Origin of the sequence: Brevefilum fermentans, from assembly GCF_900184705.1 — a bacterium.
In the GTDB taxonomy this organism is placed as follows: domain Bacteria; phylum Chloroflexota; class Anaerolineae; order Anaerolineales; family Anaerolineaceae; genus Brevifilum; species Brevifilum fermentans.
This window is the reverse complement of sequence record NZ_LT859958.1, coordinates 2,232,121-2,255,078: the sequence shown is the minus strand read 5'-3', so window position 1 is coordinate 2,255,078 and position 22,958 is coordinate 2,232,121. Positions and strand designations below refer to the sequence as shown.

20 protein-coding genes and 5 tRNA genes are annotated in these 22,958 nt (G+C 50.9%); 9 read left to right on the top strand and 16 right to left on the bottom strand.

The window, feature by feature from the left end; translation table 11 throughout:
- Nucleotides 1–6: 6 nt before the first annotated feature.
- Nucleotides 7–918, bottom strand: a complete 912-nt coding sequence (locus tag CFX1CAM_RS09835; protein ID WP_087862856.1) for a YitT family protein — start codon at nt 916–918, stop codon at nt 7–9.
- Between the two features lie 206 nt (nt 919–1,124).
- Here CFX1CAM_RS09835 and lexA point away from each other — a divergent pair, with 206 nt between their 5' ends.
- Nucleotides 1,125–1,817 carry a transcriptional repressor LexA gene (lexA, locus tag CFX1CAM_RS09830; protein WP_157891841.1) on the top strand — a complete coding sequence of 231 codons (693 nt, stop codon included), beginning with the start codon at nt 1,125–1,127 and terminating at the stop codon, nt 1,815–1,817.
- Between the two features lie 155 nt (nt 1,818–1,972).
- Here lexA and rplL read toward each other — a convergent pair whose 3' ends face one another.
- The 12 genes from rplL to CFX1CAM_RS09770 all read right to left on the bottom strand — a co-directional run bounded on the left by rplL (nt 1,973) and on the right by CFX1CAM_RS09770 (nt 7,454).
- A complete protein-coding gene (gene rplL, locus CFX1CAM_RS09825) occupies nt 1,973–2,353 on the bottom strand; it encodes a 50S ribosomal protein L7/L12 (protein WP_087862854.1) in 381 nt (126 codons plus the stop codon).
- A gap of 74 nt (nt 2,354–2,427) precedes the next feature.
- Nucleotides 2,428–2,952 (bottom strand): 50S ribosomal protein L10, encoded by a 525-nt coding sequence (gene rplJ, locus CFX1CAM_RS09820; protein WP_157891840.1) that lies wholly within the window; start codon nt 2,950–2,952, stop codon nt 2,428–2,430.
- A gap of 221 nt (nt 2,953–3,173) precedes the next feature.
- Complete coding sequence (gene rplA, locus CFX1CAM_RS09815) at nt 3,174–3,884, bottom strand: 50S ribosomal protein L1 (protein ID WP_087862852.1); 711 nt, start codon at nt 3,882–3,884, stop codon at nt 3,174–3,176.
- A gap of 51 nt (nt 3,885–3,935) precedes the next feature.
- Nucleotides 3,936–4,361 (bottom strand): 50S ribosomal protein L11, encoded by a 426-nt coding sequence (rplK, locus tag CFX1CAM_RS09810; protein WP_087862851.1) that lies wholly within the window; start codon nt 4,359–4,361, stop codon nt 3,936–3,938.
- A 62-nt stretch (nt 4,362–4,423) separates the two neighbouring features.
- A complete protein-coding gene (gene nusG, locus CFX1CAM_RS09805) occupies nt 4,424–4,930 on the bottom strand; it encodes a transcription termination/antitermination protein NusG (protein WP_231941028.1) in 507 nt (168 codons plus the stop codon).
- 273 nt (nt 4,931–5,203) lie between these two features.
- The gene (secE, locus tag CFX1CAM_RS09800) at nt 5,204–5,422 is read right to left on the bottom strand and encodes a preprotein translocase subunit SecE (protein ID WP_197687126.1); all 219 of its coding nucleotides are present in this window, start codon (nt 5,420–5,422) and stop codon (nt 5,204–5,206) included.
- Between the two features lie 62 nt (nt 5,423–5,484).
- Nucleotides 5,485–5,558 (bottom strand) — tRNA-Trp (locus tag CFX1CAM_RS09795).
- Nucleotides 5,559–5,613: 55 nt separating this feature from the next.
- Nucleotides 5,614–5,781 carry a 50S ribosomal protein L33 gene (rpmG, locus tag CFX1CAM_RS09790; RefSeq protein ID WP_087862849.1) on the bottom strand — a complete coding sequence of 56 codons (168 nt, stop codon included), beginning with the start codon at nt 5,779–5,781 and terminating at the stop codon, nt 5,614–5,616.
- Between the two features lie 64 nt (nt 5,782–5,845).
- Nucleotides 5,846–7,048, bottom strand: coding sequence for an elongation factor Tu (gene tuf, locus CFX1CAM_RS09785; protein WP_087862848.1), 1,203 nt, complete (start codon nt 7,046–7,048; stop codon nt 5,846–5,848).
- 66 nt (nt 7,049–7,114) lie between these two features.
- Nucleotides 7,115–7,187 (bottom strand) — tRNA-Thr (locus tag CFX1CAM_RS09780).
- A 34-nt stretch (nt 7,188–7,221) separates the two neighbouring features.
- Nucleotides 7,222–7,304 (bottom strand) — tRNA-Tyr (locus tag CFX1CAM_RS09775).
- Between the two features lie 78 nt (nt 7,305–7,382).
- Nucleotides 7,383–7,454: transfer RNA gene (locus CFX1CAM_RS09770), tRNA-Thr, on the bottom strand.
- Nucleotides 7,455–7,748: 294 nt separating this feature from the next.
- Between CFX1CAM_RS09770 and CFX1CAM_RS09765 the strand changes: the two genes are divergently transcribed.
- A complete protein-coding gene (locus CFX1CAM_RS09765) occupies nt 7,749–8,579 on the top strand; it encodes an FkbM family methyltransferase (RefSeq protein ID WP_157891839.1) in 831 nt (276 codons plus the stop codon).
- Nucleotides 8,580–8,674: 95 nt separating this feature from the next.
- On the opposite strand, the gene CFX1CAM_RS09760 is transcribed toward CFX1CAM_RS09765, so the two are convergent.
- Nucleotides 8,675–9,115 (bottom strand): deoxycytidylate deaminase, encoded by a 441-nt coding sequence (locus CFX1CAM_RS09760; RefSeq protein WP_087862846.1) that lies wholly within the window; start codon nt 9,113–9,115, stop codon nt 8,675–8,677.
- A 449-nt stretch (nt 9,116–9,564) separates the two neighbouring features.
- On the opposite strand from CFX1CAM_RS09760, the gene CFX1CAM_RS09755 reads away from it, so the two are divergent.
- Nucleotides 9,565–9,638: transfer RNA gene (locus tag CFX1CAM_RS09755), tRNA-Val, on the top strand.
- Between the two features lie 811 nt (nt 9,639–10,449).
- A complete protein-coding gene (locus CFX1CAM_RS09745) occupies nt 10,450–11,550 on the top strand; it encodes a glycoside hydrolase family 172 protein (RefSeq protein WP_087862844.1) in 1,101 nt (366 codons plus the stop codon).
- A gap of 34 nt (nt 11,551–11,584) precedes the next feature.
- On the opposite strand, the gene CFX1CAM_RS09740 is transcribed toward CFX1CAM_RS09745, so the two are convergent.
- Nucleotides 11,585–12,925 carry an MFS transporter gene (locus CFX1CAM_RS09740; protein ID WP_087862843.1) on the bottom strand — a complete coding sequence of 447 codons (1,341 nt, stop codon included), beginning with the start codon at nt 12,923–12,925 and terminating at the stop codon, nt 11,585–11,587.
- A gap of 651 nt (nt 12,926–13,576) precedes the next feature.
- Between CFX1CAM_RS09740 and thrS the strand changes: the two genes are divergently transcribed.
- The 5 genes from thrS (at nt 13,577) to CFX1CAM_RS09715 (ending at nt 21,380) form a co-directional block, all read left to right on the top strand.
- Nucleotides 13,577–15,358, top strand: a complete 1,782-nt coding sequence (gene thrS, locus CFX1CAM_RS09735; protein ID WP_087862842.1) for a threonine--tRNA ligase — start codon at nt 13,577–13,579, stop codon at nt 15,356–15,358.
- 574 nt (nt 15,359–15,932) lie between these two features.
- Nucleotides 15,933–16,976 (top strand): phenylalanine--tRNA ligase subunit alpha, encoded by a 1,044-nt coding sequence (pheS, locus tag CFX1CAM_RS09730; protein ID WP_087862841.1) that lies wholly within the window; start codon nt 15,933–15,935, stop codon nt 16,974–16,976.
- A gap of 101 nt (nt 16,977–17,077) precedes the next feature.
- A complete protein-coding gene (locus tag CFX1CAM_RS09725; protein WP_087862840.1) occupies nt 17,078–17,503 on the top strand; it encodes a four helix bundle protein in 426 nt (141 codons plus the stop codon).
- Nucleotides 17,504–17,612: 109 nt separating this feature from the next.
- Nucleotides 17,613–20,147 carry a phenylalanine--tRNA ligase subunit beta gene (pheT, locus tag CFX1CAM_RS09720; protein ID WP_087862839.1) on the top strand — a complete coding sequence of 845 codons (2,535 nt, stop codon included), beginning with the start codon at nt 17,613–17,615 and terminating at the stop codon, nt 20,145–20,147.
- A 258-nt stretch (nt 20,148–20,405) separates the two neighbouring features.
- Complete coding sequence (locus tag CFX1CAM_RS09715; protein WP_197687125.1) at nt 20,406–21,380, top strand: aldo/keto reductase; 975 nt, start codon at nt 20,406–20,408, stop codon at nt 21,378–21,380.
- A gap of 152 nt (nt 21,381–21,532) precedes the next feature.
- Here the strand turns inward: CFX1CAM_RS09715 and CFX1CAM_RS11450 are convergent, their stop codons facing one another.
- A complete protein-coding gene (locus CFX1CAM_RS11450) occupies nt 21,533–22,939 on the bottom strand; it encodes a bifunctional glycosyltransferase/class I SAM-dependent methyltransferase (RefSeq protein WP_157891838.1) in 1,407 nt (468 codons plus the stop codon).
- Nucleotides 22,940–22,958 lie beyond the last annotated feature (19 nt).

Sequence of the window (22,958 nt, the reverse complement as noted above, 5' to 3'; positions counted from 1 at the left end):
CACGGCTCAGTGATGGTCAACCTTCAACGGGGTAAAACCTTCTCCCAGGGCTTCCTGTGCCTGACCAATCACCATAAAGGCATGGGGATCATTTTCGTGAACCAGGGTTTTTAAGCGGGGAACATCCATGCGGGAGACCACACAATAAACCACATCGCGCGGCTCACCCGTGTAACCGCCTGTGCCTTCAAGGATGGTGACGCCGCGTTCAAGATCTTTCATGATTGCCTGTGTAATCGCATCGGTTTGCGTGGTGACGATCATGGCTGAGCGAACGACATTGGTTCCCTCCAGTGCGAGTTCTGCCGCCAACCCGCTGACATAGATCAAAACTAAGCCATAAAGCGCTTTGGTCCAGCCAAAGACAAAGCCTGCTGCCAGCACCACCAGCGAATCGGTGATTAAATACGCATGCGAGATGGTGAGATGAAAGCGGAAGTTGAGGATGCGTCCGAGAATATCTGAGCCTCCGCTGGTGCCGCGTCCACGGTAGACGATTCCCAACCCGACGCCCAACAACAACCCCCCGTAGATGGTGTTGAGCACGGGGTCATCCGTTACGCCGCCGCGCGGCAAAAACAGCATCAGCAGGTCAGTAAAGGCTGAAAATGCGATGATCGACACCACAGTGCGGATGGCAAACCGCGGACCGCCCAGATGTTTCCATCCCAGGATAAATAAGGGAATATTACCTAAAAAGACCATCAAGCCAATTGGAAATTCTGTGTAATGATGGATTAATTGCGCCAGGCCGCTGATTCCACCGCTGACCAGGTCCGCCGGTACCAGAAATAAGCTCATCGCTGCCGCCTGGATCAGGGCGCCAACCAGGATCAATGCGAAATCCCACACATCGTTTCGTGAAAAATGAATTTCTGAAAAGAATTTTTTAATCTGATTGGAAGAGTTTGACTTCATCCAGAAACCTCAATCATTTCAATTGCCGATGATTTGCTTTTCATAGCCTCACCATTATACCTTTTGCTCCAACAGAGACAGTGGTTTTGCCTCGGATTAGCCTCAATAAAGGTTGAATTTATCCTTGACACTGAACAGATGTTCGGGTATGATTGGAGGTAATCATAGCACAAATGAGCAGTATTTAGCAAAAGGAGCCTGAGATGATGGCGAGAAAAAGAGCAGGACTTAGCGAACGACATAAGAAAATTTTGAAATTTCTGAAACAATTTCAAGCAGAAAATGGCTATCCCCCCTCAATCCGAGAAATTGGTGAAAACACCGACATCTCCTCCACCTCGGTGGTCAATTATTACCTTAAACAACTCGAAGAAATGCATTACATTGAGCGTGAGGACAACGTTTCGCGCGGGATTCGGTTATTGCGAAACCTGGAAGGCAATCTGCTCAAGACAGCCCAGGACATCACAGAGATGTTCAGCGTGCCGGTGATTGGGCGCATCGTTGCGGGTGAACCGGTGCCGGTGCCCTCCTCGGATTTCAATTATTTTGACTCAGAAACCGGCATTGACATTGCGCGCAGCCTGCTCCCGCTCAAGGAGAAAGCAGAAGACCTGTTTGCGCTGGAAGTCCAGGGGGATTCGATGATCGATGCCATGGTCAACGATGGCGATATTGTCATCATGCGACCGGTAACTCAAGCCAATAACGGCGAAATGGTGGCGGTGTGGCTTGCTGACCGTGATGAAACCACGCTCAAGTATTTTTACCTTGAAGGCGGGCATGTCCGCTTGCAACCTGCCAACCCGCTGATGAAACCGATCATCATTGATGACCCTGCCCATGTACAGGTGCAAGGCAAGGTCGTCCTGGTCATTCGCCGGCTGGATCAAGCATAGCTCACGGCTGCTTGATTGATCATAATCTCAATAAAAATGCCCCCAGGCTGATTGCCGACGGGGACGTTTCTAAACGGGAACAAGCCCCATCCTAAAGTGCACACATGTGCCAATAGAGCGGGGCTTGTTGGTTGGTTTGTGAATTGCGAACGATGTTATTGTAGTTCGACAACCGCGCCAGCGGCTTCGAGTTTTTCTTTCGCTTCGTTAGCAATATCTTTGCCGACGGCTTCGAGAACCTTGCCACCGGCTGTTTCAGCCAAGGTCTTGGCGTCAACCAAGCCCAGGTTGGTCAATTGACGAATGACTTTGATGGTTTCAATCTTCTTTGGTCCAGCGTCTTTGATGATCACATCAAATTCAGTCTTCTCTTCAACTTCTTCCACTACTTCAGCAGCGGCCGGGCCTGCGACCATGGCAGCAACAGGAGCAGCAGCGGAAACGCCCCATTTTTCTTCCAGCATTTTGACGAGTTCAGAGGCTTCTAACACGGTCAACTCGCTTAATTCAGCCATTAATTTTTCTAAATCAGCCATTTTTATAATTCTCCTTACAATTGGTTTGTATGATTTTTACTTATTATTGATTAATATTAAACTTGCCAGAACACTCAGGCAGCCTGGCCTTCTTCTGAGAAGGCTTTGATAACCGCAGCCATTGAACGAGCAGGTTCTGCCAGGGTGCGAACCAGCTTTGATGCTGAAGCCATAATCGTTCCAAGCAAAATTCCACGCATGACGGGCAGGGTTGGAAGATCTGCCAGGGCTTTGACATTTTCAGCGGTGAGCGCTCTCTGGTCCATATAGCCCATCCGAATGCCAAAGATATTTGATTTTGTGATCTCTGTGATCACTTTGGCTGTGGCGGGCGCATCACTAAACGCAAAACCGACGATGTTGTTTTCCTCCCAGAATTCTGGGTCATACGGCAGTTGTTTTTCGTCAAGGGCGAGTTTAAACAAGCGGTTTTTAACAACATGGATCTCAGCATTAACTTCACGCAGTTTCTCACGTGCTTCATTGATGGCACTCATGTTCATCTTTTGGTAAGACAACACAAAGAATGCATTGCTGTTATCGACCCATTGTTTATATTGTTCGACAATTGCTTCTTTTTCTTTTCGAGTAAACGCCAATGTGTTCACCTCCTTCCGGTTCTAAATTGTTAAGCATTGAAGTCCTTGCTTCCGTTTTTGCTGAGGCAAGGACTTCTGTGCAAGATGCGCTTTGGCACCGAATTTTCACTCTGTCTTCACCTCGGCGGGATATTAAGCTCCCTCGGGAGCACCTGCTTTCTTCAGCAAAGAATTATTCAATTGTCTACTGCATCGCCAGATTATAGCACAAATAAAAAATATTACAATACCAGCGATGGTGAATTGTGGTCAATTTTGAGACCGGGCCCCATGGAAGAGGTCACGGTCACACGGCGGATAAAGTTGCCGCTGGCGGCTGCAGGCCGTGCCTGGCGGACAGCAACCATAAACGCAGCCAAATTTTCACGCAGTGCCTCTTCGGTGAATGAAAGTTTACCGATTGGCACATGGATGTTGGCGGTCCGATCAAGGCGAAACTCAACACGTCCTGCTTTGGCTTCTTCAATGGCAACAGCCATATTATCAACCTGGACAACGGTGCCTGCTTTGGGGTTGGGCATCAAGCCGCGCGGTCCCAAAACCCGCCCGAGTTTACCGACCGTCCCCATCATGTCCGGGGTCGCGATGGCTACGTCAAATTCTGTCCAACCGTTCTGGATTTTGGTGACCATTTCTTCAGAATCGACAATATAGTCCGCACCTGCTGCACGGGCAGCGTCTGCGCCTTCACCCTGGGCAAATACCAACACGACCACCGACTTGCCAAGGCCATTTGGCAGCACGACCACATCACGAATTTGTTGATCTGCCTGGCGCGGATCAAGACCGGTGCGCACATGCACTTCAACGGTCTCATCAAAATTGGCATAACTGACGGATTTCAATACTTTAATGGCTTCAACGGGATCATAGACTTGATCCCGATCGATTTTCTTTATAACTTCATAATATTTCTTACCATGCCTTGCCATAATTACTCCTTTGTGGTTCAAACGGGCGCATTACCCTCCCACATTAAATGATTAATCTTTGATCTCAATACCCATGTTTCTGGCGGTGCCTTCAATTTGCTTAATTGCACCTTCAATATCGGTCGCGTTCATGTCATTGAATTTTTGCTCGGCGATTTCACGCACCTGGGAACGGGTGACGGTTCCAACATTTTCTCGATTAGGCAAACTGGAACCTTTCTCAATTCCGGCTGCTTTGCGCAGTAAAATTGCCGTTGGTGGCGATTTCAGTTTAAAACGGAATGAGCCATCAAAAAAGATCGTAATCTCCGCCGGGATGATATCGCCAGCGCGTGAAGCCGTACGGCCGTTATAGTCTTTGCAGAAAGCCATAATGTTCACGCCGTGCTGCGCCAGGGCTGGGCCAATCGGCGGTGCCGGATTAGCCTTTCCAGCCTCAATTTGCAGGGTAATAATTGCTTTTACTTTCTTTGCCACGTCAATACTCCTTTGTGGTTCAAACGGGCTAAAACCCTCCCACAACTAACTGATTTAAACGATTATATTTTTTCGACTTGTAAAAAGCCCAATTCAACAGGCGTTGAGCGCCCGAAGAAATTAACTAACACACGCACCTTTGAACGTTCCATATCAATCTCGTCCACCACACCAGGAAAATCATTGAACGGACCATCAATAATGCGAACTTTCTCGCCGGGTTTAAAGGTGACCTTAATCGTGGGGGCATCGGATTCCATGCGGCGGAGGATTTGTGAGACCTCTTCAGGGCGCAGGGGGGTTGGTTCGTTGCCCATACCCACAAAGCCTGTAACACCTGGAGTGTTGCGAACAACGTACCAGCTTTCTTCACTCAACAGCATGTTGACCAACACGTATCCGGGAAAAACATGCCGTTCGATGTACCGGCGTTTGCCATCTCGAACCTCGATCTCTTCCTGAGTAGGGATGACCACATCAAAGATCTGATCTTTCATGTTCATTGATTCGATGCGTTGTTCGAGGTTATGGCGCACTTTATTCTCGTAACCTGAATAGCAGTGGACCACATACCAGGCTCGGTCGTCGCCGGGATCATCGAGTTTTTCAGCGGATGACTGTTCTGGCGACGAAGATTCGAAATCCTTGGTTTCTGAAACGTCTAATTCGTCTTTGAAGGAATCAGCAGCAGGATCTTCAGCCGGAACAGGAATATCAACCGTTTCTTCGGATTCAGAAACAGTCGTATTTTGTTCCTCTTCTGGAACTTGTTCGTCTGGTTTATCGTTTGCAGCCATAATTACCTTGTCCGACTCTTTTTGTTTAAACCCTTTAAAAATCGATTAAAGGGTAACCAGGAAGGAGATCAATCTTGAAAACAAGAAATCCAACACACCCAGAATTGTCGCCAAAATGACCATAACAATCATGACGAGTTTGGTCAGTTTCCAGGCTTCGGGGGGCGTTGGCCAGGTGACCTTGCGAAGCTCACCTACGGTTTCACGCCAAAAGCGTTGGATTTTTTGAATAATTGACAATTTCTTTTTCTTTTTTTGTGACACCGGTCACTCCTTGTCTTGGCGTAAAACGCCGCCCATGACAGACGGCGTTGAAAAAATCCAGGCAGGCCAGGCAGGACTTGAACCCGCAACCCCCGCTTTTGGAGAGCGGTGCTCTGCCAAATTGAGCTACTGGCCTGTGTGCATTTCTGAGCTGCTCATCATTTTTTGCAAAAATCGCAAGCTCAGCATGCTCATTTAATCTCTCGATGCAGGGTGTGTTCTCTGCAGCGAGAGCAATATTTTTTCAATTCCATCCGGGCTGGATCGTTTCGTCGGTTCTTTTCCGTCGTGTAATTGCGTTCTTTGCAATTCGTGCATTCCAGTGTAATAACCGGACGGATGCCTTTTTTCTTCGCCATTTTGATTCTAGCATGGTTGCCCTTCTTATCAGGACAACCATGTCATCCTTCCAATAAAAACTATTTAGGTAATAATTTTGGTGATCAAACCTGCGCCGACGGTCAGGCCGCCTTCGCGAATGGCGAATTGCGAACCCTGCTCCAGGGCTACCGGTACGATCAGTTCAATGGTCAGGTTCACACGATCACCCGGCAGGACCATCTCCACACCTTCGGGCAGCGTCACCGTGCCGGTTACATCCATGGTTCGGATGTAGAACTGTGGGCGGTAACCGGTGAAGAAGGCGCTGTGACGTCCACCTTCCTCTTTGGTGAGGATATAGACTTCACTTTCGAACTTGGTGTGCGGTGTGATGCTATTCGGTTTGGCAATCACCATGCCTCGTTCCACTTCGTCACGAGCAATGCCGCGCAGCAACAAACCAACGTTGTCACCAGCCATGCCTTCATCGAGCAGCTTGTGGAACATTTCCACACCCGTCACGACAGAGGTCAATTTCTTTTCCTGTAGACCGACGATATCAACCGGGTCGCCGGTGTGGATTACGCCGCGTTCAATACGCCCGGTTACCACGGTGCCGCGGCCCTTGATCGAGAACACGTCTTCAACTGGCATCATGAAGGGTTTGTCGACTTCACGCATTGGCTCGGGGATGTATTCATCGATAGCCTTCATCAACTCGTGAATGCTTTGGTATTCCTCAGCGTTCGGGTCGGTTGATTCGCTTTCCAACGCCTTCAGTGCACTTCCGTGAATGATCGGAATTTCATCTCCAGGGAATCCGTAGCCTGTCAGCATCTCGCGCAGCTCAAGCTCGACCAGCTCCAGCAATTCAGGGTCGTCCATCATGTCGACCTTGTTCAGGAAGACCACGATGCTCGGCACTTCCACCTGGCGCGCCAGCAACACGTGTTCCCTGGTCTGGTCCATGGGGCCATCAGGTGCGGCCACAACCAGAATGGCGCCATCGACCTGTGCTGCACCTGTGATCATATTCTTGATGTAGTCCCTGTGCCCGGGCATATCCACGTGAGCATAGTGGCGGTTTTCCGTCTCGTATTCCACGTGAGAAATATTGATGGTGATGCCACGTTCTTTTTCCTCAGGCGCATTATCAATTGTTGCGAAGCCGCGAGCTTTCGAGAAGCCTTGCAAACCCTGAACCTTGGTGATCGCCGCTGTCAAAGTCGTCTTACCATGGTCGATGTGTCCCATGGTGCCTACGTTGAGATGCGGTTTTGAGCGATCAAATTTTTGTTTTCCCATAACTTCCTTTCTCCTTAACTAAAAAGATTCTTTACCATAATTTCAATGATGTTAATTTCGGCAGAAAGCCCTCAATGGGATTTGAACCCATGACCTCATTCTTACCAAGAATGCGCTCTGCCAACTGAGCTATGAGGGCAGCCGATCCGACTGACAACCCGCGCTGCCAGACATGGACGGTGTTGGATTCGAACCAACGAAGGCCTGTGCCAACTGATTTACAGTCAGTCCCCTTTGTCCACTTGGGTAACCGTCCAGGATCAAACGGGCTAATTACCCGCTCGGGATCGGGATGATTGATTAAAATGCATCCCGATCACAAGCGTATAATCTGAGCCGATGATGGGAATCGAACCCATAACCTATCACTTACAAGGCGATTGCTCTACCATTGAGCTACATCGGCAGGCCCTACTTTTTAAAGAACGACGCGTCAAATGACTGCAGGATTATACCAAAGCATGAGCCTAAAGGCAAGATATTTCCAGCTTGTATTGCCACAAAGTGCGATTTATGAGTCTATCCGATTTGGGGTGAAAGGTCAAGATGACGCATGCGTTGGTTTATGCTCGAGAGGTGATGTCGGAATTTCAAGGTATAATCGCAGCTGAAATAAAACAATGAGTTCCCGGTCAAACCGAATTGTTTGTAAAATGTGAAAACCTTAATTAATTCGATAATTTATCGCAGGAGTGAAATGATGGCGCTGATGAAAAAGCTGAAAACGGCTCAAACCATTCTCAAAACGAAGGGTATTCCAGGCATCATATCGACCCTCAGGTTAAAATTAGACCGCTCCTTTCGCCCTGATGAAACAAAAATCGTTTACGATTTAATTAAAAACAGCTCACATCCAGGGTTGATGATCGATGTCGGCGCGCATCACGGTTCGAGCTTGGCGCCGTTTGCAGAACTGGGCTGGCAGGTGCTTGCCTTTGAACCCGACTCCAACAACCGTGCCGTGCTGGAAGATTCATTTTCTACATGGAATAACGTCATTATTGATCCTCGAGCCTGCTCGGACCGGGCACAACCGGAAGTCACCCTGTTCGTCAGCTCCGAGTCAAGTGGTGTCAGCGGGCTTTCGGCTTTCCTTGAGAGCCATCATGCTTCAGAAAAGGTCAGCGTGACCACTTTGACCGACGCGCTGGAGGAGTACGGCTTTTCAGCAAAGCCGGTCGATTTTTTAAAAATTGACACCGAAGGGTTTGACCTGATGGTCTTGAAAGGTTTTCCATGGGCGCAATCTTCCCACCCCAAGGTCATTGTGTGTGAGTTTGAGGATGCAAAAACACTCCCCCTGGGTTACAGCTTTCACCAACTGGCTGACTTCCTGGTTGACAGGGCATACCGGCTCATCATCTCCGAGTGGTACCCGGTGAAGTCATACGGCGGGCCACATCGCTGGCGGCGTTTTTCCACTTACCCCTGCGAACGGGTTGATTCCCAGGGCTGGGGAAATATCATTGCGACGAAAGACAACGAAATTTATCGTCAACTCTGCCAGTTATGCAAACTTGACAGACCTTAAAAGGCATAAAACCGGTGTGAGCGGATGATTATCAGCTCCCCGTCAAAGGTCGATGTTTCCATGATGATCAGCATCGCGGGGAGCCGTTGGGGTTTTTAAGCGAAGTTATTGGGCGTGAAATCTAACTGACAGACCTCAATCTCAGCCAGGCGTAAGAATTCTGTTGCATGTTCATCCACACGGTAGGCCACATGGTAGATCAGGCGAGCGATTCCGGCGTTGATCAGCGCCTTGGTGCAATTAAGGCAGGGAAAATGCGTCACATAACACCAACAACCCTTGGTGGAAACGCCATGCAGGGCAGCCTGGATGATGGCATTGGTCTCTGCATGAATGGTGCGGACACAGTGTCCCTCCACCAGCAGGTGCCCCACTTCGTCACAATGGGCTTGCCCGGCAGGCGACCCGTTAAACCCGGTGGTCAGGATGCGTTTATCACGAACCAGCACACAGCCCACAAAGGCGCGGTCACAGGTGCTGCGCTCGGATACTGAATAAGCAATTTTCATGAAATAAGAATCCCAATCTGGACGCATGGTACAGTATCTCCTTTGGTCACAATGATAGCATAATTTTGATAGAATCTCGGCTTTTCACGGCTTATCCAGTAAAAATCATCAGGGTTTTTTCGCGTTTTTTGATGTTGGACAAGGTGTTCCTCGCTGCCTGTGCGCGCGGACGGGCGTTGCTGATGGTTTAAAATCTGATCAACAGGGTGATGTCGAACGCGCGTTCACCCCATATCGGGTTTCGCATAGGGATTTCATTGACAGCGGGACTGAAGTGCAACAGAAGAGGAATGTCTGAAGCAAAGGATAATTGGCGGATCGTGTTTTGGGCGATGCTCATTGCTGTTTTGATGTTGAAAATTGCTGTCGATGCTTTAAGGGATATTGACCAGCCATGAAGATCGAGTGGACGTTGATGAGTTTTATAGTTTCCCCTTGATTTTATCGATGGCAGACTGTATAATGCTAACACTTTCGGGTGGTTAGCTCAGTTGGTTAGAGCGTCGCGTTGACATCGCGAAGGTCGTAGGTTCGAGTCCTATATCACCCATCAAGCACCTGTTGGGTACGGGTGCTTTTTTGTTTTCCAAAAGAGTGCTGAATTTTTATGGTGAAATGTCAAGTGGATGGTAGTGGCTGCAGGTGATGATGCTGCCTCCCAGGAAGGAATCTTTTTGAATGGGTACGCTGCAATTGGGACAGGGCAAGCCTCGATTAGCCGCACGCCTGACGGGTTGACCGAACAGATTCTTTTCTGTACCGCGCCTACCCAGCCGGGTCGTTGTGGTAACAGGCGAATTTGTGGGGAGAAGAAGCCGCTAAGACCGATGTGACCCTTTTCCCGATGAGAGTTTCGTTAATATGCCTGGCGATGGCTTGTGTCAGGAAGTTCGATCATTGTGTTTTTCCTTTTGACGAAAGATCAGAGGTGGGTGTAAACGTGTGAGCGAAAAGAGAAAATTTTGGTGAAAGACTGGATACTATGCCCATGATAACATTATTAATTTCTCATTAACGAAGATATGTACTTTGAGTATTTATCAAGTGTTTCGATGGATCCAAGCAATCGGAGAAGTTTTTGGGAATGACCAAATTCCTCTGGAAACTTCGCCGAAGGCCTTCCAGAGTGGCATTAATGGAGAGCGGGCACATCAGTTCGTTACCCTTCTCCACACATAAAAACACCTTGTCTCAATTTCTGATTGTGGTGGAATAAAATCAAGCAAGGTTACAGGCACACATCAAGGCTCTTAAGCTGCCCTGATGCAGCTGTCATTCTAAGGTAAAATTGCCTCATACGAACCGTTCATAGCAGCACATTAATGAGGCACTACAACCCAATATGCGAAAAGGAGCCGGATATGTCGATGTTTGATTTTGGGTTAACTCTTGGTAATTTATCACGGCTTTCCCAGGCTGAAACCCGTTCCATCAGTCCCGAAAACAGGACGGGCGCCAAAGGCGAAGGTGGGATGTCCACCACAGGGTTGGAGTGGGAACGAGCAGCCGCCGACCTGGGGCAGGGTTGGAAAGTATCACCCTTTATCGCCCTTCAACCCGGCGAAATTTCAACATTAGCTGAGATCCCATCTCCTGGATGCATTCAACACATTTGGTGCACCACCCCTTCAATACACTGGCGCTCTTTAATCTTGCGCTTTTATTGGGATGATGAACAAGAGCCGTCCATTGAAGTCCCATTAGGAGATTTCTTCTGCTGTGGATGGACTGTGCCCTGCCGGGTCAACTCATTGCCGGTGGTCGTCAACCCCAATGGCGGTTTCAACGCCTACTGGCCGATGCCTTTCCATCGCAATGCCCGGGTTACGCTTGAGAATATTGGATATAAAAAAGTTGACAGCTTCTTTTACCAGATCAACTATACATTAACACAAATTCCAGACGACCATGCTACACTGCATGCAGCTTGGCGCCGAGCAAACCCACTCCCCAGGGGAGAAGACTTCACCATCATCGACAATGTGAAGGGACAGGGACATTATGTGGGCACTTACTTAGCCTGGGGAGCCATCCAATCCGGATGGTGGGGGGAAGGTGAGGTCAAAGTCTTCCTGGACGGCGACAAAGCCTTTCCCACGATCTGCGGTACAGGGACAGAGGATTATTTCGGCGGAGCCTGGTGTTTTTATGAAGGTGAAGGAAATGAAAGAAAGTACGGTCGCTTCAGTACCCCCTTTCTTGGTATGCCCCAAGTGCTCCTTCCCGATGGATTGAAATTAAGCCAAGCGAGGTTTGGCCTCTACCGCTGGCATATCATGGACCCCATCCGCTTTAAAACCGACCTGCGGATCACCATTCAGGATTTAGGCTGGCGTGTGGTGAAACCCATGCGTTACCTGCAAAGGTCAGATGATATTGCTTCTGTCGCTTTTTGGTACCAGACTGAGCCGCATGCGGCTTTTGCAGCCTTACCTGGGATCGACTACCTTGAGGTTGTGTAATTTCGCTTCTCTGCGTGAAATAAGACACCAACTTTTATATTTCTTTATCATCAAGGATTTCTTGACGTTGGTTCATCAGGATCGCCTTATAATGCATCCGGTCTGCGGGATAAAAACGGAACAAAAGTGACCAGACCAACGTTGCAGCAAATGTCGTCGTTGGCACCATCAATAACATCATCAATTGCAGATCCTCTCCGACCCGGTTCAAAAGCCAGCCTGAAAAAGTCAGGGATCCGGTCAGCACCAATCCGGATACCATTTCAATGAAAGACCTCCCGGATGCGCGCAACTCAGGTAGCAAGATGTTCTGTAATAAAGGCGCGCGAGCCCCCGTTGACTTCATTGAAAAGGATAACCCAAAGAGAAGCCCGGTGATCAACAGGTAAGTGATATTGGCAGCGCCCAAATAAAGAAACCCAATAATCGATAGAACGCTGAGCACCTGACCGATCTGCCCCAGGGTGATCCGTCCCAGGCGAGGGTAACGTTTGTCTAAATAGTCCCCGAACCAGCCAAAACCAATATGACCGAGAATCACACCGCAAAAGATCAGCAGCATCACCATGGGCATGCCGCCCGTGCCAAGATCAAGCAAATCTAACCAGGTGAACGCCCAGGCGGTGAGCGTTGAGAAACCAATCCAATCCGTAATATCATTCACCAACAAGATCCAGTAACTGGGGATTTTAAGGAGCACTGGCACTTTTTTTATGTCAAACTTAAGTGCCGTCTCCTTATCCACCACATCCGCCAGTTCTGGTTCCATGCTGCCCCTTGGCGGCTCAATGACAAACAATAACATCAAGCCGGTGATGAAGCTCGACAAACCCATAATAATGAAGCCATAACGCCAGGCTTCTGGGTCCGTCGTTGCAAGGGTGGAGAGAACGACGGTGGAAATCATACTGCCGCTAAAGCCAAACGCTGTCATGACTCCAATCGCTTTTCCCCGGTTATCACTGGTAAAAAGGTCACTAATCATTGAAAATGCGACCGGATACAAAACAGCCAAACCCAAAGATGCCAATACGCGCACAACCATCAACTGCCAGAATGATTGCACAAACCCGATGACCCCGGTCCACAGCCCCCAGATGCCGGTCATCACGATCAACATCACTTTTCGCGAGTAACGATCCGCCAGTACGCCCCAAATCGGGGTGGTAATGGTGCCAATAAACTTACCAACACTCAGGATAGGCGCCAACATACTCATCGCCACCCCCAATGAACGATACATATAGGGCCACAGAATTTCGTAACCGAAGCTTTCCATTGAATCAACCAGTGCAGCTGATGATAACGCCAGCACGGTATACCAGCGCCGTTTCGGCTTGACGACTTCAGTGGCTGATAAAGACTTCACATCCATAGAGACCTGCCTGTCTGTTTAATTAATAGGTTGCTTAAATTTTGATTAATATTTTCCGCATCCGGAAACGATAAAAAATAGAGATTAAGAAAGGAAACATGATTTAGTATATCATAAGCGATTAACGAACTCAATAAAATTTGAACCAAGGATACGGCATCATATTGCCTCATATCACGAGACAACAGGAGAGAACGCCTTGAAAATAGACAAAATATCAGTCGAAGGACGTTCTCAAATGACAGCCTCATCTACCGAACTGATGATCACCGCAGGCTCTCTATTCGCTTGCTTAAGTGGAAGAGTTGGAGTATATTGTTATTCAAATACACAGCGTAGACCGGGACGAGTAACCGGCACACTCGCCACCAGAGAGAGAAGACCAGCGGCTGAAAGTTTTCTCTGGCGTGAACCGGCCAAAACCCCCCGTGAGCTTGAACCTGAAATGCCCCGGGCAGAATAAGGCGAACGGATAGCCCCGTTAACGGCTCAAAGAGATGTCCGCCGAGCGCAGCTCGCGGACGAATCTGGGTGGAACCGCGTGAGATTGCTCTCGCCCCAGTGGGCGAGGGCTTTTTTGTTTAAGTATGGTTTGACAACCCTGTGCGAATTTCGCTCAGGTGGTAGATGATCTTCTGGAGGAGGATTAAGATGGTTGAAAAATATGAAGAATCCAGGCTTTATCGGCTACGGCACTCCGCCGCGCATGTGATGGCGCAGGCGGTGTTGGAGAAGTTTCCGGAAGGCAAGGTCGCAATTGGCCCACCCGTGGAGGACGGCTTTTACTACGACTTTGACCTTCCGCGCCCGTTGACCCCGGAAGACCTGGAAGAGATCGAAGCCCGCATGCGGGAAATCATCAAAGCCAACGAACCCTTCATCTACGAGGAAGTCTCAGCAGACCAGGCCCGCGAAATCTTTAAAGATCAGCCCTATAAACTGGAGTTGATCGACGGACTTGAGGAAGGCGGGGTGGATGAGCATGGCAACCCGGTTGATGAAAAACCGGTGATCAGCATTTACAAGAGCGATACCTTTGTGGACCTGTGCCGTGGACCGCACCTTGAGACCACGGGTCAGATCAACCCCAAAGCCATCAAATTGATGAGTGTGGCTGGCGCGTACTGGCGCGGTGATGAGCATAACCCCATGCTGCAGCGCATCTATGGAACGGCGTGGCTCTCGCCCCAGGACCTCAAGCAATATCTGCAATTTTTAGAAGAAGCTAAAAAACGCGATCACCGCAAGTTGGGTCGGGAATTAGACCTGTACAGCATCAGTGATGCGGTCGGTTCGGGCCTGGTATTATGGCATCCCAAGGGCGCCATGATTCGTCACCTGTCAGAACGCTTCTGGGAGGATGAGCACCTGAAAAACGGGTATGATCTGGTCTACACGCCGCATATCGGGAAAGCCGACCTGTGGAAGACGAGCGGACACCTGGATTTCTATGCGGAGAACATGTACTCGCCGATTGAGATTGAAAATCAACAGTATTACCTCAAGCCGATGAACTGCCCTTTCCATATCGAGATCTATAAATCCGATATCCGTTCTTATCGCGACCTGCCCTTGCGATATGCTGAAATGGGCACGGTCTACCGCTACGAGCGCAGTGGGGTGTTGCATGGGTTGATGCGGGTACGCGGTTTCACACAGGATGACGCCCACCATTTTTGCACACCGGGGCAGATGCCAGAGGAGATCGACTTCGTGCTCTCCTTCAGTCTGAACTTTCTGCGCTCCTTCGGATTCAACGAAATCAGCGCCTATTTGAGCACGCGACCGGAGAAGGCTGTTGGCGACCCCGAACGCTGGCAGGCTGCCGAAGCAGCCCTGGAAGCCTCACTGAAGCGGGCAGAACTGCCCTATGAGGTTGATAAAGGCGGAGGTGCGTTTTACGGTCCGAAGATCGATTTGAAGATCAAGGATGCGCTGGGGCGTGAATGGCAGCTCTCGACGATCCAGTTTGACTTCAATAACCCGGAACGCTTTGATATGACCTATATTGAAGAAGACGGGCAACCTCATCAACCGTATATGGTGCACCGGGCTTTGATGGGCAGCATGGAGCGGTTTTTCGGCATTTTGATCGAGCATTATGCCGGCGCCTTTCCGCTCTGGCTGGCGCCGGTGCAGGCGGTGATCATCCCAATTGCTGATCGCCACGTCGACTTTGCCCGCGCAGTCACGGCAGACCTTAAAACGGCAGGCTTGCGTGTAAAATTGGATCAGCGCAGCGATCGTATGAACGCCAAAATCAGGGATGCTGAAAAACAAAAAGTGCCCTTCATGCTGGTGATCGGTGACCGTGAAATGGAAAACAACCAGGTGGATGTCCGCCGTCGCAGTGGCGAGCGACTGGGCGCCCTGTCTGTGGCGGATTTTAAGGCTTTAGCCCTGAAGGATGTGGCTGAGAAGCTCGTCGGGTGAAATGGATTCGACGAGAAATTAATCAGGTCAATTTTTCTGGTAGGGGCGATGATAACCAGCGTCGCCCCTACTCGCCGCGCGTCACATGACCCTTCAAATCGGACCCCCTGATTTCTGGCTCTCCCGCCTACCATTCACCACTCACCATCATCGTCCCCGCGGGTTGTGAGCGGATCACCCTTCGCCCTTCACAATTCACTTGACAGCGACCCAAAGTTGTGGATAATAAACAAGAGACCAATAACAAACAGCAATGACAGAGGAAAGTAGGCTGGCAGAGGCTGACAGGGCGGTGCGGGCTGAGACTGAGACCCACACCCTGCTGAACCCAATTGAAGTTCACTCTTGAGCTGCCCGGGTGAAGGCAATTCTTTGCTGGTAGTTTGGGCCGGTAACCCTACCGTTAACCGGGGATGCCAATGGCATCGGATGCCATTGGTGGTGAGCGGGCTTTGCAGCGACCCTGCAATGCCAAAAAAGGTGGTACCGCGGTCAATCCGTCCTTTTGGACGGGCTTTTTGTTTAATGGGTTTGCTCTCCTGCCAGAAGTGGCAGGATTAAGGAGGAAGGATTGATGACATCGAAACAGACAGAATTAGAAAAACTGGCGCAGATCCAGTCTGTTGCGCTGGACGCCCTATCAGGGGTGGTTGACCTGGATGCCCTGGAAGCCTGGCGGGTGACGCACCTGGGGCGTAGTTCTGCGGTGATGGCTGTGTTCAGCAGCATGGGGAGTATCGATAAGGAGCTGCGTCCCCTGATGGGCAAGGCAGCTAACGAGGTGCGCCAGGCGTTGGAAGCAGCCCTGGAGGAGAAACGCCAGACGCTGGAGGCGGTTGCCCTCAAACAATCACTGGAGGTTGAGAAACTGGATATCACCCTGCCCGGCCGCCCGGTGACCCGTGGTCGGCTCCATCCCCTGACCCAGGTGCTGCGGCAAATCACGCAGATTTTTGGTGATATGGGCTTCCAGGTGTATCCCTCACCCGAAGTGGAGACAGATGATTTCAACTTCACATACCTGAACATGCCGCCCTATCACCCCGCCAGGGACATGTGGGATACGTTCTACACCACGAAGGACGGCGTATTGCTGCGCACGCATACCTCTCCCGGGCAAATCCGTGTGATGCGGGCGCGGGCGCCAGAGCCAATACGGGTCATCTTGCCCGGTGCGACGATGCGTTACGAGCAGCTCTCGGCGCGCAGCGAGATTGAGTTTGTCCAGGTTGAGGTGCTGGTGGTGGGCAAGCAGGTCAGCTTCGCGGAGATGAAGGGCACCCTGGACGATTTTGCCCGACGCCTGTTTGGCGAGGATGCGCGCACACGCCTGCGACCGTCGCACTTTCCCTTCACCGAACCCAGCGCAGAGTTAGACGTGGGCTGCTTTGTGTGCAATGGTGAAGGCTGCCCGGTGTGTAAAGAGACCGGCTGGTTAGAGATCCTCGGGTGCGGGATGGTGCACCCGCTGGTTCTGGAATATGGTGGGTACGACCCGACGATCTATTCGGGGTTTGCCGCCGGAATGGGCGTCGACCGCAGCACCTTGATGCGTTACCGCATCGATGACATCCGTCATTTCCGCAATAATGACGTGCGATTTTTGAAGCAGTTTTGAGAAAGGAATCAGGAATTAGGAATCGGGAATTAGGAATCGGGAATTAGGAATCAGGAATTAGGAATCAGGAATCAGGATTTAGGTTATGGTGAGAGGAAATAATGGGTGAGAAAGAAAAGGGATTGGAAAATTTGCTTATCTGGAAAAAAACAGTTGATTATGCTGTGGACGTTTGCCAAAACTTAATCCCCTTATTCCCGGACGAAGAAAAATGGGCTTTGGCATCTCAACTTCGGAGATCTGTCCAAAGTATCCCAGCAAACATCGCTGAGGGATACGGTCGTTTTAATTTCCAGGAGACAATCCATTTTTGTTACATCGCTCGGGGCTCTATGGCAGAAGTAGAAACCCACTTGGTTCTTGCCCATCGCTTGGGTTATATCAACGATTCAACCTATATAAAATATCTTAGCGTATTATCCGAATTGGGAAAGATGATCAATGGCTATGTTACGCATCTACGTAAACAAAAAACGATCCACGGCATTAAGGAAACAATCGATGGTGAAGATATCTATGAGATTTGAGATATTATCCTGGTTCCTGTTTCCTGATACCTGATTCCCACTGCTTGATGCTCAATAGTAAACATTATCAATGGTTAAGAATTTACAAACATGAAACGAATGAGGACCTATGAAATTACCCTTATCTTGGTTAGCAGAATATGTAGAACTTGACGAACTTGACCTTGAAACCCTGGCGAAGGCGATGACAATGGTCGGGTTAGAGGTTGAAGAGATTCGACGGGTGGGCTTGCCGATGCCACCTGGCGAAAAGCACGAATTTAAGTACACCGGTCTGAGCTGGCCGGCGGACAAATTTGTGGTGGCGCAGGTCGATGAGGTCATGCCGCATCCCAACGCGGACCGCCTGGTGCTGTGCCGGGTGAGCGACGGCAGTGAGGAATTCATCGTGCTGACCGGTGCGCCAAACCTGTTTGAATACAAGGGCGCGGGTCCGCTTGCGCAGCCCTTAAAGGTCGCTTATGCCCGGGAGGGCGCGATACTTTATGATGGGCACCAGCCTGGACGAAAGCTGATGACTCTAAAAAAAATGAAAATCCGCGGCGTTGAATCCTCGTCGATGATCTGCTCTGAAAAGGAGCTGGGAATCTCGGATGAACATGAAGGTGTGATCATCCTGGATGGCGATGCGCCGACCGGCATGCCCCTGGTGGATTACATGGGCGATGCGGTCATTGACGTGGATATCCTGCCGAACATGATGCGCGACGCCAGCGTATGGGGCATGGCACGCGAGATCGCCGCAGCACTGGCAAAACCGCTCAGGGAACCGGATGCGAGCGTTGAGATGAGCGGTCCACCGATAAAAGGCCGCGCTGCGGTTGAGATCAAAGACTCTGAGCTCAACCCGCGCTTCGTCTTGGGTTTAATTGAAGGCGTCACCATCAAGCCCAGCCCCTACTGGGTGCGCCGACGCCTGAACCTGGCGGGGATGCGTCCAATCAATTGCATTGTCGATGCGACCAATTATGTGATGTTGGAATTGGGTGAGCCGCTGCACGCCTTCGACTACGATGTTCTTGTCAAACGCGCCGCTGGCGGCGTTCCGACAATCATTACCCGAACGGCACACCCTGGCGAAGCTCTAACGACACTGGATGGAGTGGCGCACACCCTGGACCCCGAAATGGAACTAGTCAGCGATACCGCCGGGCCCCTGTCTCTGGCCGGAGTGATGGGCGGCATGGAAAGTGAAGTCAATCCCGATACCGTCAATGTGCTGCTGGAGGGCGCCTCGTGGAATTTTATCAACGTCCGCAAAACCGTCAGCAAACTTAAAATTAACTCAGAAGCCGCTTACCGTTTCAGTCGCGGCGTGCATCCTGCCCTGGCTGAACTTGCCGTAAGAATGACACTGAAACGCATGCTGGAATGGGGAGGCGGTCAGGTGGCTCAGGGGCTGGTGGATCACTATCCCAACCCGCCTGAGGACCCGGTGATCACCCTCTCAGCAGAGTGGGTTAATCAGAGCCTGGGAACCGAGATCAGCGCGCAGGAGATGGCAGAGATCCTCACGCGGCTGGCGTTCGTGTGTGAGGTCGATGGCGACAGGATCACAGCGCATACACCGCCGCACCGCTTGGATATTGGCGAGGGACTGATCGGCAGGGCAGACCTGCTGGAAGAGATCAGCCGCATCTACGGTTATGACCGAATCCCCGCGCGACGGCTGGATCAACCCCTGCCCCCGCAGATGGTTGACCCGGGATTGATGTTGCAGGAGACGCTGCGCGACCTGCTGGTTAACCTGGGCTTGCTGGAGCTGGTGGCTTACCGCATGACCTCTCCTGAGCGAGAAGCGCGCTGTTTCCCCTCGGGTTATGATGTGCCGACTGAGGACTATATCGAGATTAAGAACCCGATCAGCGTCGAACGGCGGGTGATGCGTCGCAACATCCTGGCGACCATGCTGGAAGCGCTGGAATACAATCGCCATCTCGATCAGCGCCTGGCGTTCTTTGAAATCGGACCGGTATTCCTGCCGGTGGATGGGCAGGTATTGCCGCATGAAAAGCAGATGCTCTCCATCGGGATAATGGGGTTGCGGGACCTGCCTTACTGGGCAGATGGTGAACCCGCCTGGATGGATTTTTATGACCTGAAGGGCATTGTTGAAGGGATGCTGGCAGGTTTGCACGTTCATGAGATCGAATACAGGCGCGCTGAGCACCCCAGCATGCACCCGGGAAAGACTGCTGAAATCGTACACGCTGGCAAAGTGCTGGGAGTGATGGGTGAACTGCACCCGTTGGTGAAGGTCAACACCGAGCTGGGTGATCCGCCCGTTTATTTGGCAGAAATTGACCTGGACCTATTGCTGGCTGCGTCCCGGAGCTTATTTGATGTTGAGCCGATCCCAGCTTACCCGCCCGTCCTGGAAGACATGGCAGTGGTCGTCGATGAAGCCGTGACAGCTGCCGAGGTGGAGACTGTACTGCGCAAAGGTGGCGGTGAATACCTGACCCGGGTGCAATTATTCGATATCTATCGCGGAAAGCAAATCGGCGAGGGCAAAAAGAGCCTGGCCTTCAACCTGACCTATACAGCTCCCGACCGCACCCTCACTGATCGGGACGTGGGTAAACTGCGCCAGCGCATCATCTCCCTGCTGGATCAGGAATTGGGCGCCGTCTTGCGCAGTTGAGGTCATATCCTCTCGATCAAAGATTCGCTTTCAATGCAGGAGCTCTAATCTTACTGCGACACAGAAACCGCCTCCCACGGTATTGGGTCCGACATTCCGTGCTTTCAGATGGAAACAATCGTCCTTCTTAATGCTCGATTTGGGTTGATGTGTACCCATCATCTCATAATCAAACCAATATGAAGGGTTTAACAATTTTTGTGGTTTTTGGTTATCGAATATACTAAGAATAAAGATCAAACACGAATCGGAGGAATGATGGCAGACATAGAAAAACGCGTCTTAGGCAAAAGTGGGATTGAGGTTACCAAGCTCAGCCTGGGCTTGTGGGCAGTGGGCGGCGATGAGTGGGGCGCGGTGGATGACCGCGAATCGCTGGATTTGATCTCAGCCGCGCTGGATATGGGGATTAACTTCTTTGACACAGCCGACGTGTACGGCCTGGGGCACAGCGAAGAGCTCCTGGGGCAGGCGATGAAAGGACGGCGGGACCAGTTTGTTGTGGCGACCAAGATCGGCTGGGTGGGGTTTGACCACCAGGCACGGGTCAGCGTCTACGACACAGCGGACAAGGTGATCGCCGGGGTGGAATCCAACCTGAGGCGTTTGAATACCGATTATGTGGATCTGATCCAGTATCACATTGATTTTCGGGAACCCAACATGGAAGCGTACATCGAGGGTTTTCAGAAATTGCAGGCTCAGGGAAAAGTGCGGGCCTACGGGCTCAGCACCAGCGATTTCGAGTATCTACAGGCATTTAATGCCGACAACCTGGCCAGCACGCTGCAGATCGATTATTCGATTCTCAACCGTACGGCTGAAGCGGAGATTTTTCCCTATACACTCGAAAAGAACCTGGGCGTGCTGGTGCGCGGTCCACTGGCGATGGGGATCCTGACCGGCAAGTTCACCCCAGAATCCACCTTCGGAGAAGGGGATTTTCGCCAGCGCTGGACTGGGAATCAGGATGAGTACCGCGTCTTCCTGGAGGATTTGGAAAAGGTTGAAAAGCTTAAAGAACTCACCAATGGGCGTACCCTGTCCCAGCTGGCTCTCCAGTTTGTGATGGCGAACCCGGCAGTGACCGTTGCCATCCCGGGCGCCAAGCGAGTTTCTCAACTGGAGGAGAACATCAAAGCCGCGCTGCTGCCCCCGCTGACAGCCGAGGAGATGGCGTTAATTGACGCGATCACACCCCCTGGCGGCGGGCGTAAGATCTGGCCAGCGTAAGGAGTGGATAAGATGTTTTTCTTTGGAGGCTGAAAACAGACGTCACGTGCGGCGACTTTTTCAATGAGCGTGACCTGCGCCCATTCACCATTCACGAATACAGCGAGTGCTACGCCTCAAGCGCAATACCCCGGTGAGCATAGACAACAAAATTAATTAGTCGGCTTGCGGGCGACAATCACCAGCGACAACCCCTTCCAGGGCAAAATGGGGTCGATCAGCTTGAAGATTGGCACCAGCACATTGAAGACCTTCAACCCAAAGCGACCGATGGCTTGCTGTTTGGCGATCTTACCGCGATACCACCAGCCGAGCACGCCAACTTTGTTGAGGGTGAATAATTCTTCGATCTCATATCCCAGGTTTGTGAATAACGACCGCAAGCGCTCTGCATCGTAGCGCCTAAAATGACCGATGGCTTCATCAAGGGAGGAATAGAGCTTTTCGCCGCGCGGCACGATGAAGATCATCCTTCCTCCCGGTGCGAGAATTTTATCGGCGTTAACAACCACGCTGTGGTCATCCTGGATGTGTTCGATCACATTTGAACACAGGATCGTATCGGGTTCCGGAAGGTCAGGGGGCGCGGGTTGGGTGGCGTCCCAGGCAACAACCTCAACGCCGGGCGTGTTGAAGTAGGCATTGCGCAATACCTGCAGATAGGTCGGGTCGATTTCCGTGGCAATCACATCGGTATACTGCATCAGGATGCGTACATTGTTGCCGATGCCGGAGCCAATTTCCAGCAGCAGGTCTCCCATGTATCGGCGGGTGCGTTCGAGCGTCCATTCGGTGTACTTGGGAGCAGCTTCCATGTCAATCAGGTCTTTCTGTCCATAATTGCCCTGGAACATATCATCGATTAACCAAAATTTAATGATCACGAAAAAGGTTTGTAGCCCATCCTTCCAGGTAATCTTCTTCCCCTCGGCATAAGTGCGACCATGGTAGCTGATCGGGACTTCATAAATGCGTAGTTTGCGCTTAGCAAATTTGGCAGTAATCTCAGGTTCAATCCCAAAGCGTTTAGAGCGGATGGGAATGGTCTTGGCAACCTCAACCCGAAAGGCTTTGTAACAGGTTTCGACATCGGTCAGGTTCAGGTTGGTGAAAAAATTGCTCATGAAGGTCAGGAGCCAGTTGACCAGGGTGTGGCGGAAGTAGAGCACACGGCGCTGTTCACGATCGGCAAAGCGAGACCCATAAACCACGTCGGCTACACCGCTGATGATCGGGGATAGGACAACGCCGTAATCCGACGGGCTGTATTCCAGGTCTGCATCCTGGATGATGGCGATATCTCCGCTGGCTGCCTGGATAGCCAGGCGGATGGCATTACCCTTACCCTGATTTTCGTCAAGAAAGATGGAGCGAATGATCTCCGGGTGTTGTTCCTGGAGCTGGCGGAGGATATCTGCAGAGCCGTCTGTGGAACCATCGTCAACGATGATCAATTCTAATTGATCGACACCGGGGACCTGCTGCTCTAAAACACGCTGAACAATCTCTCTGAGCGTGCGGCGTTCATTGTAGAGGGGCATTAATACCGATAATTTCATAATTTTTTTACAGATCCAC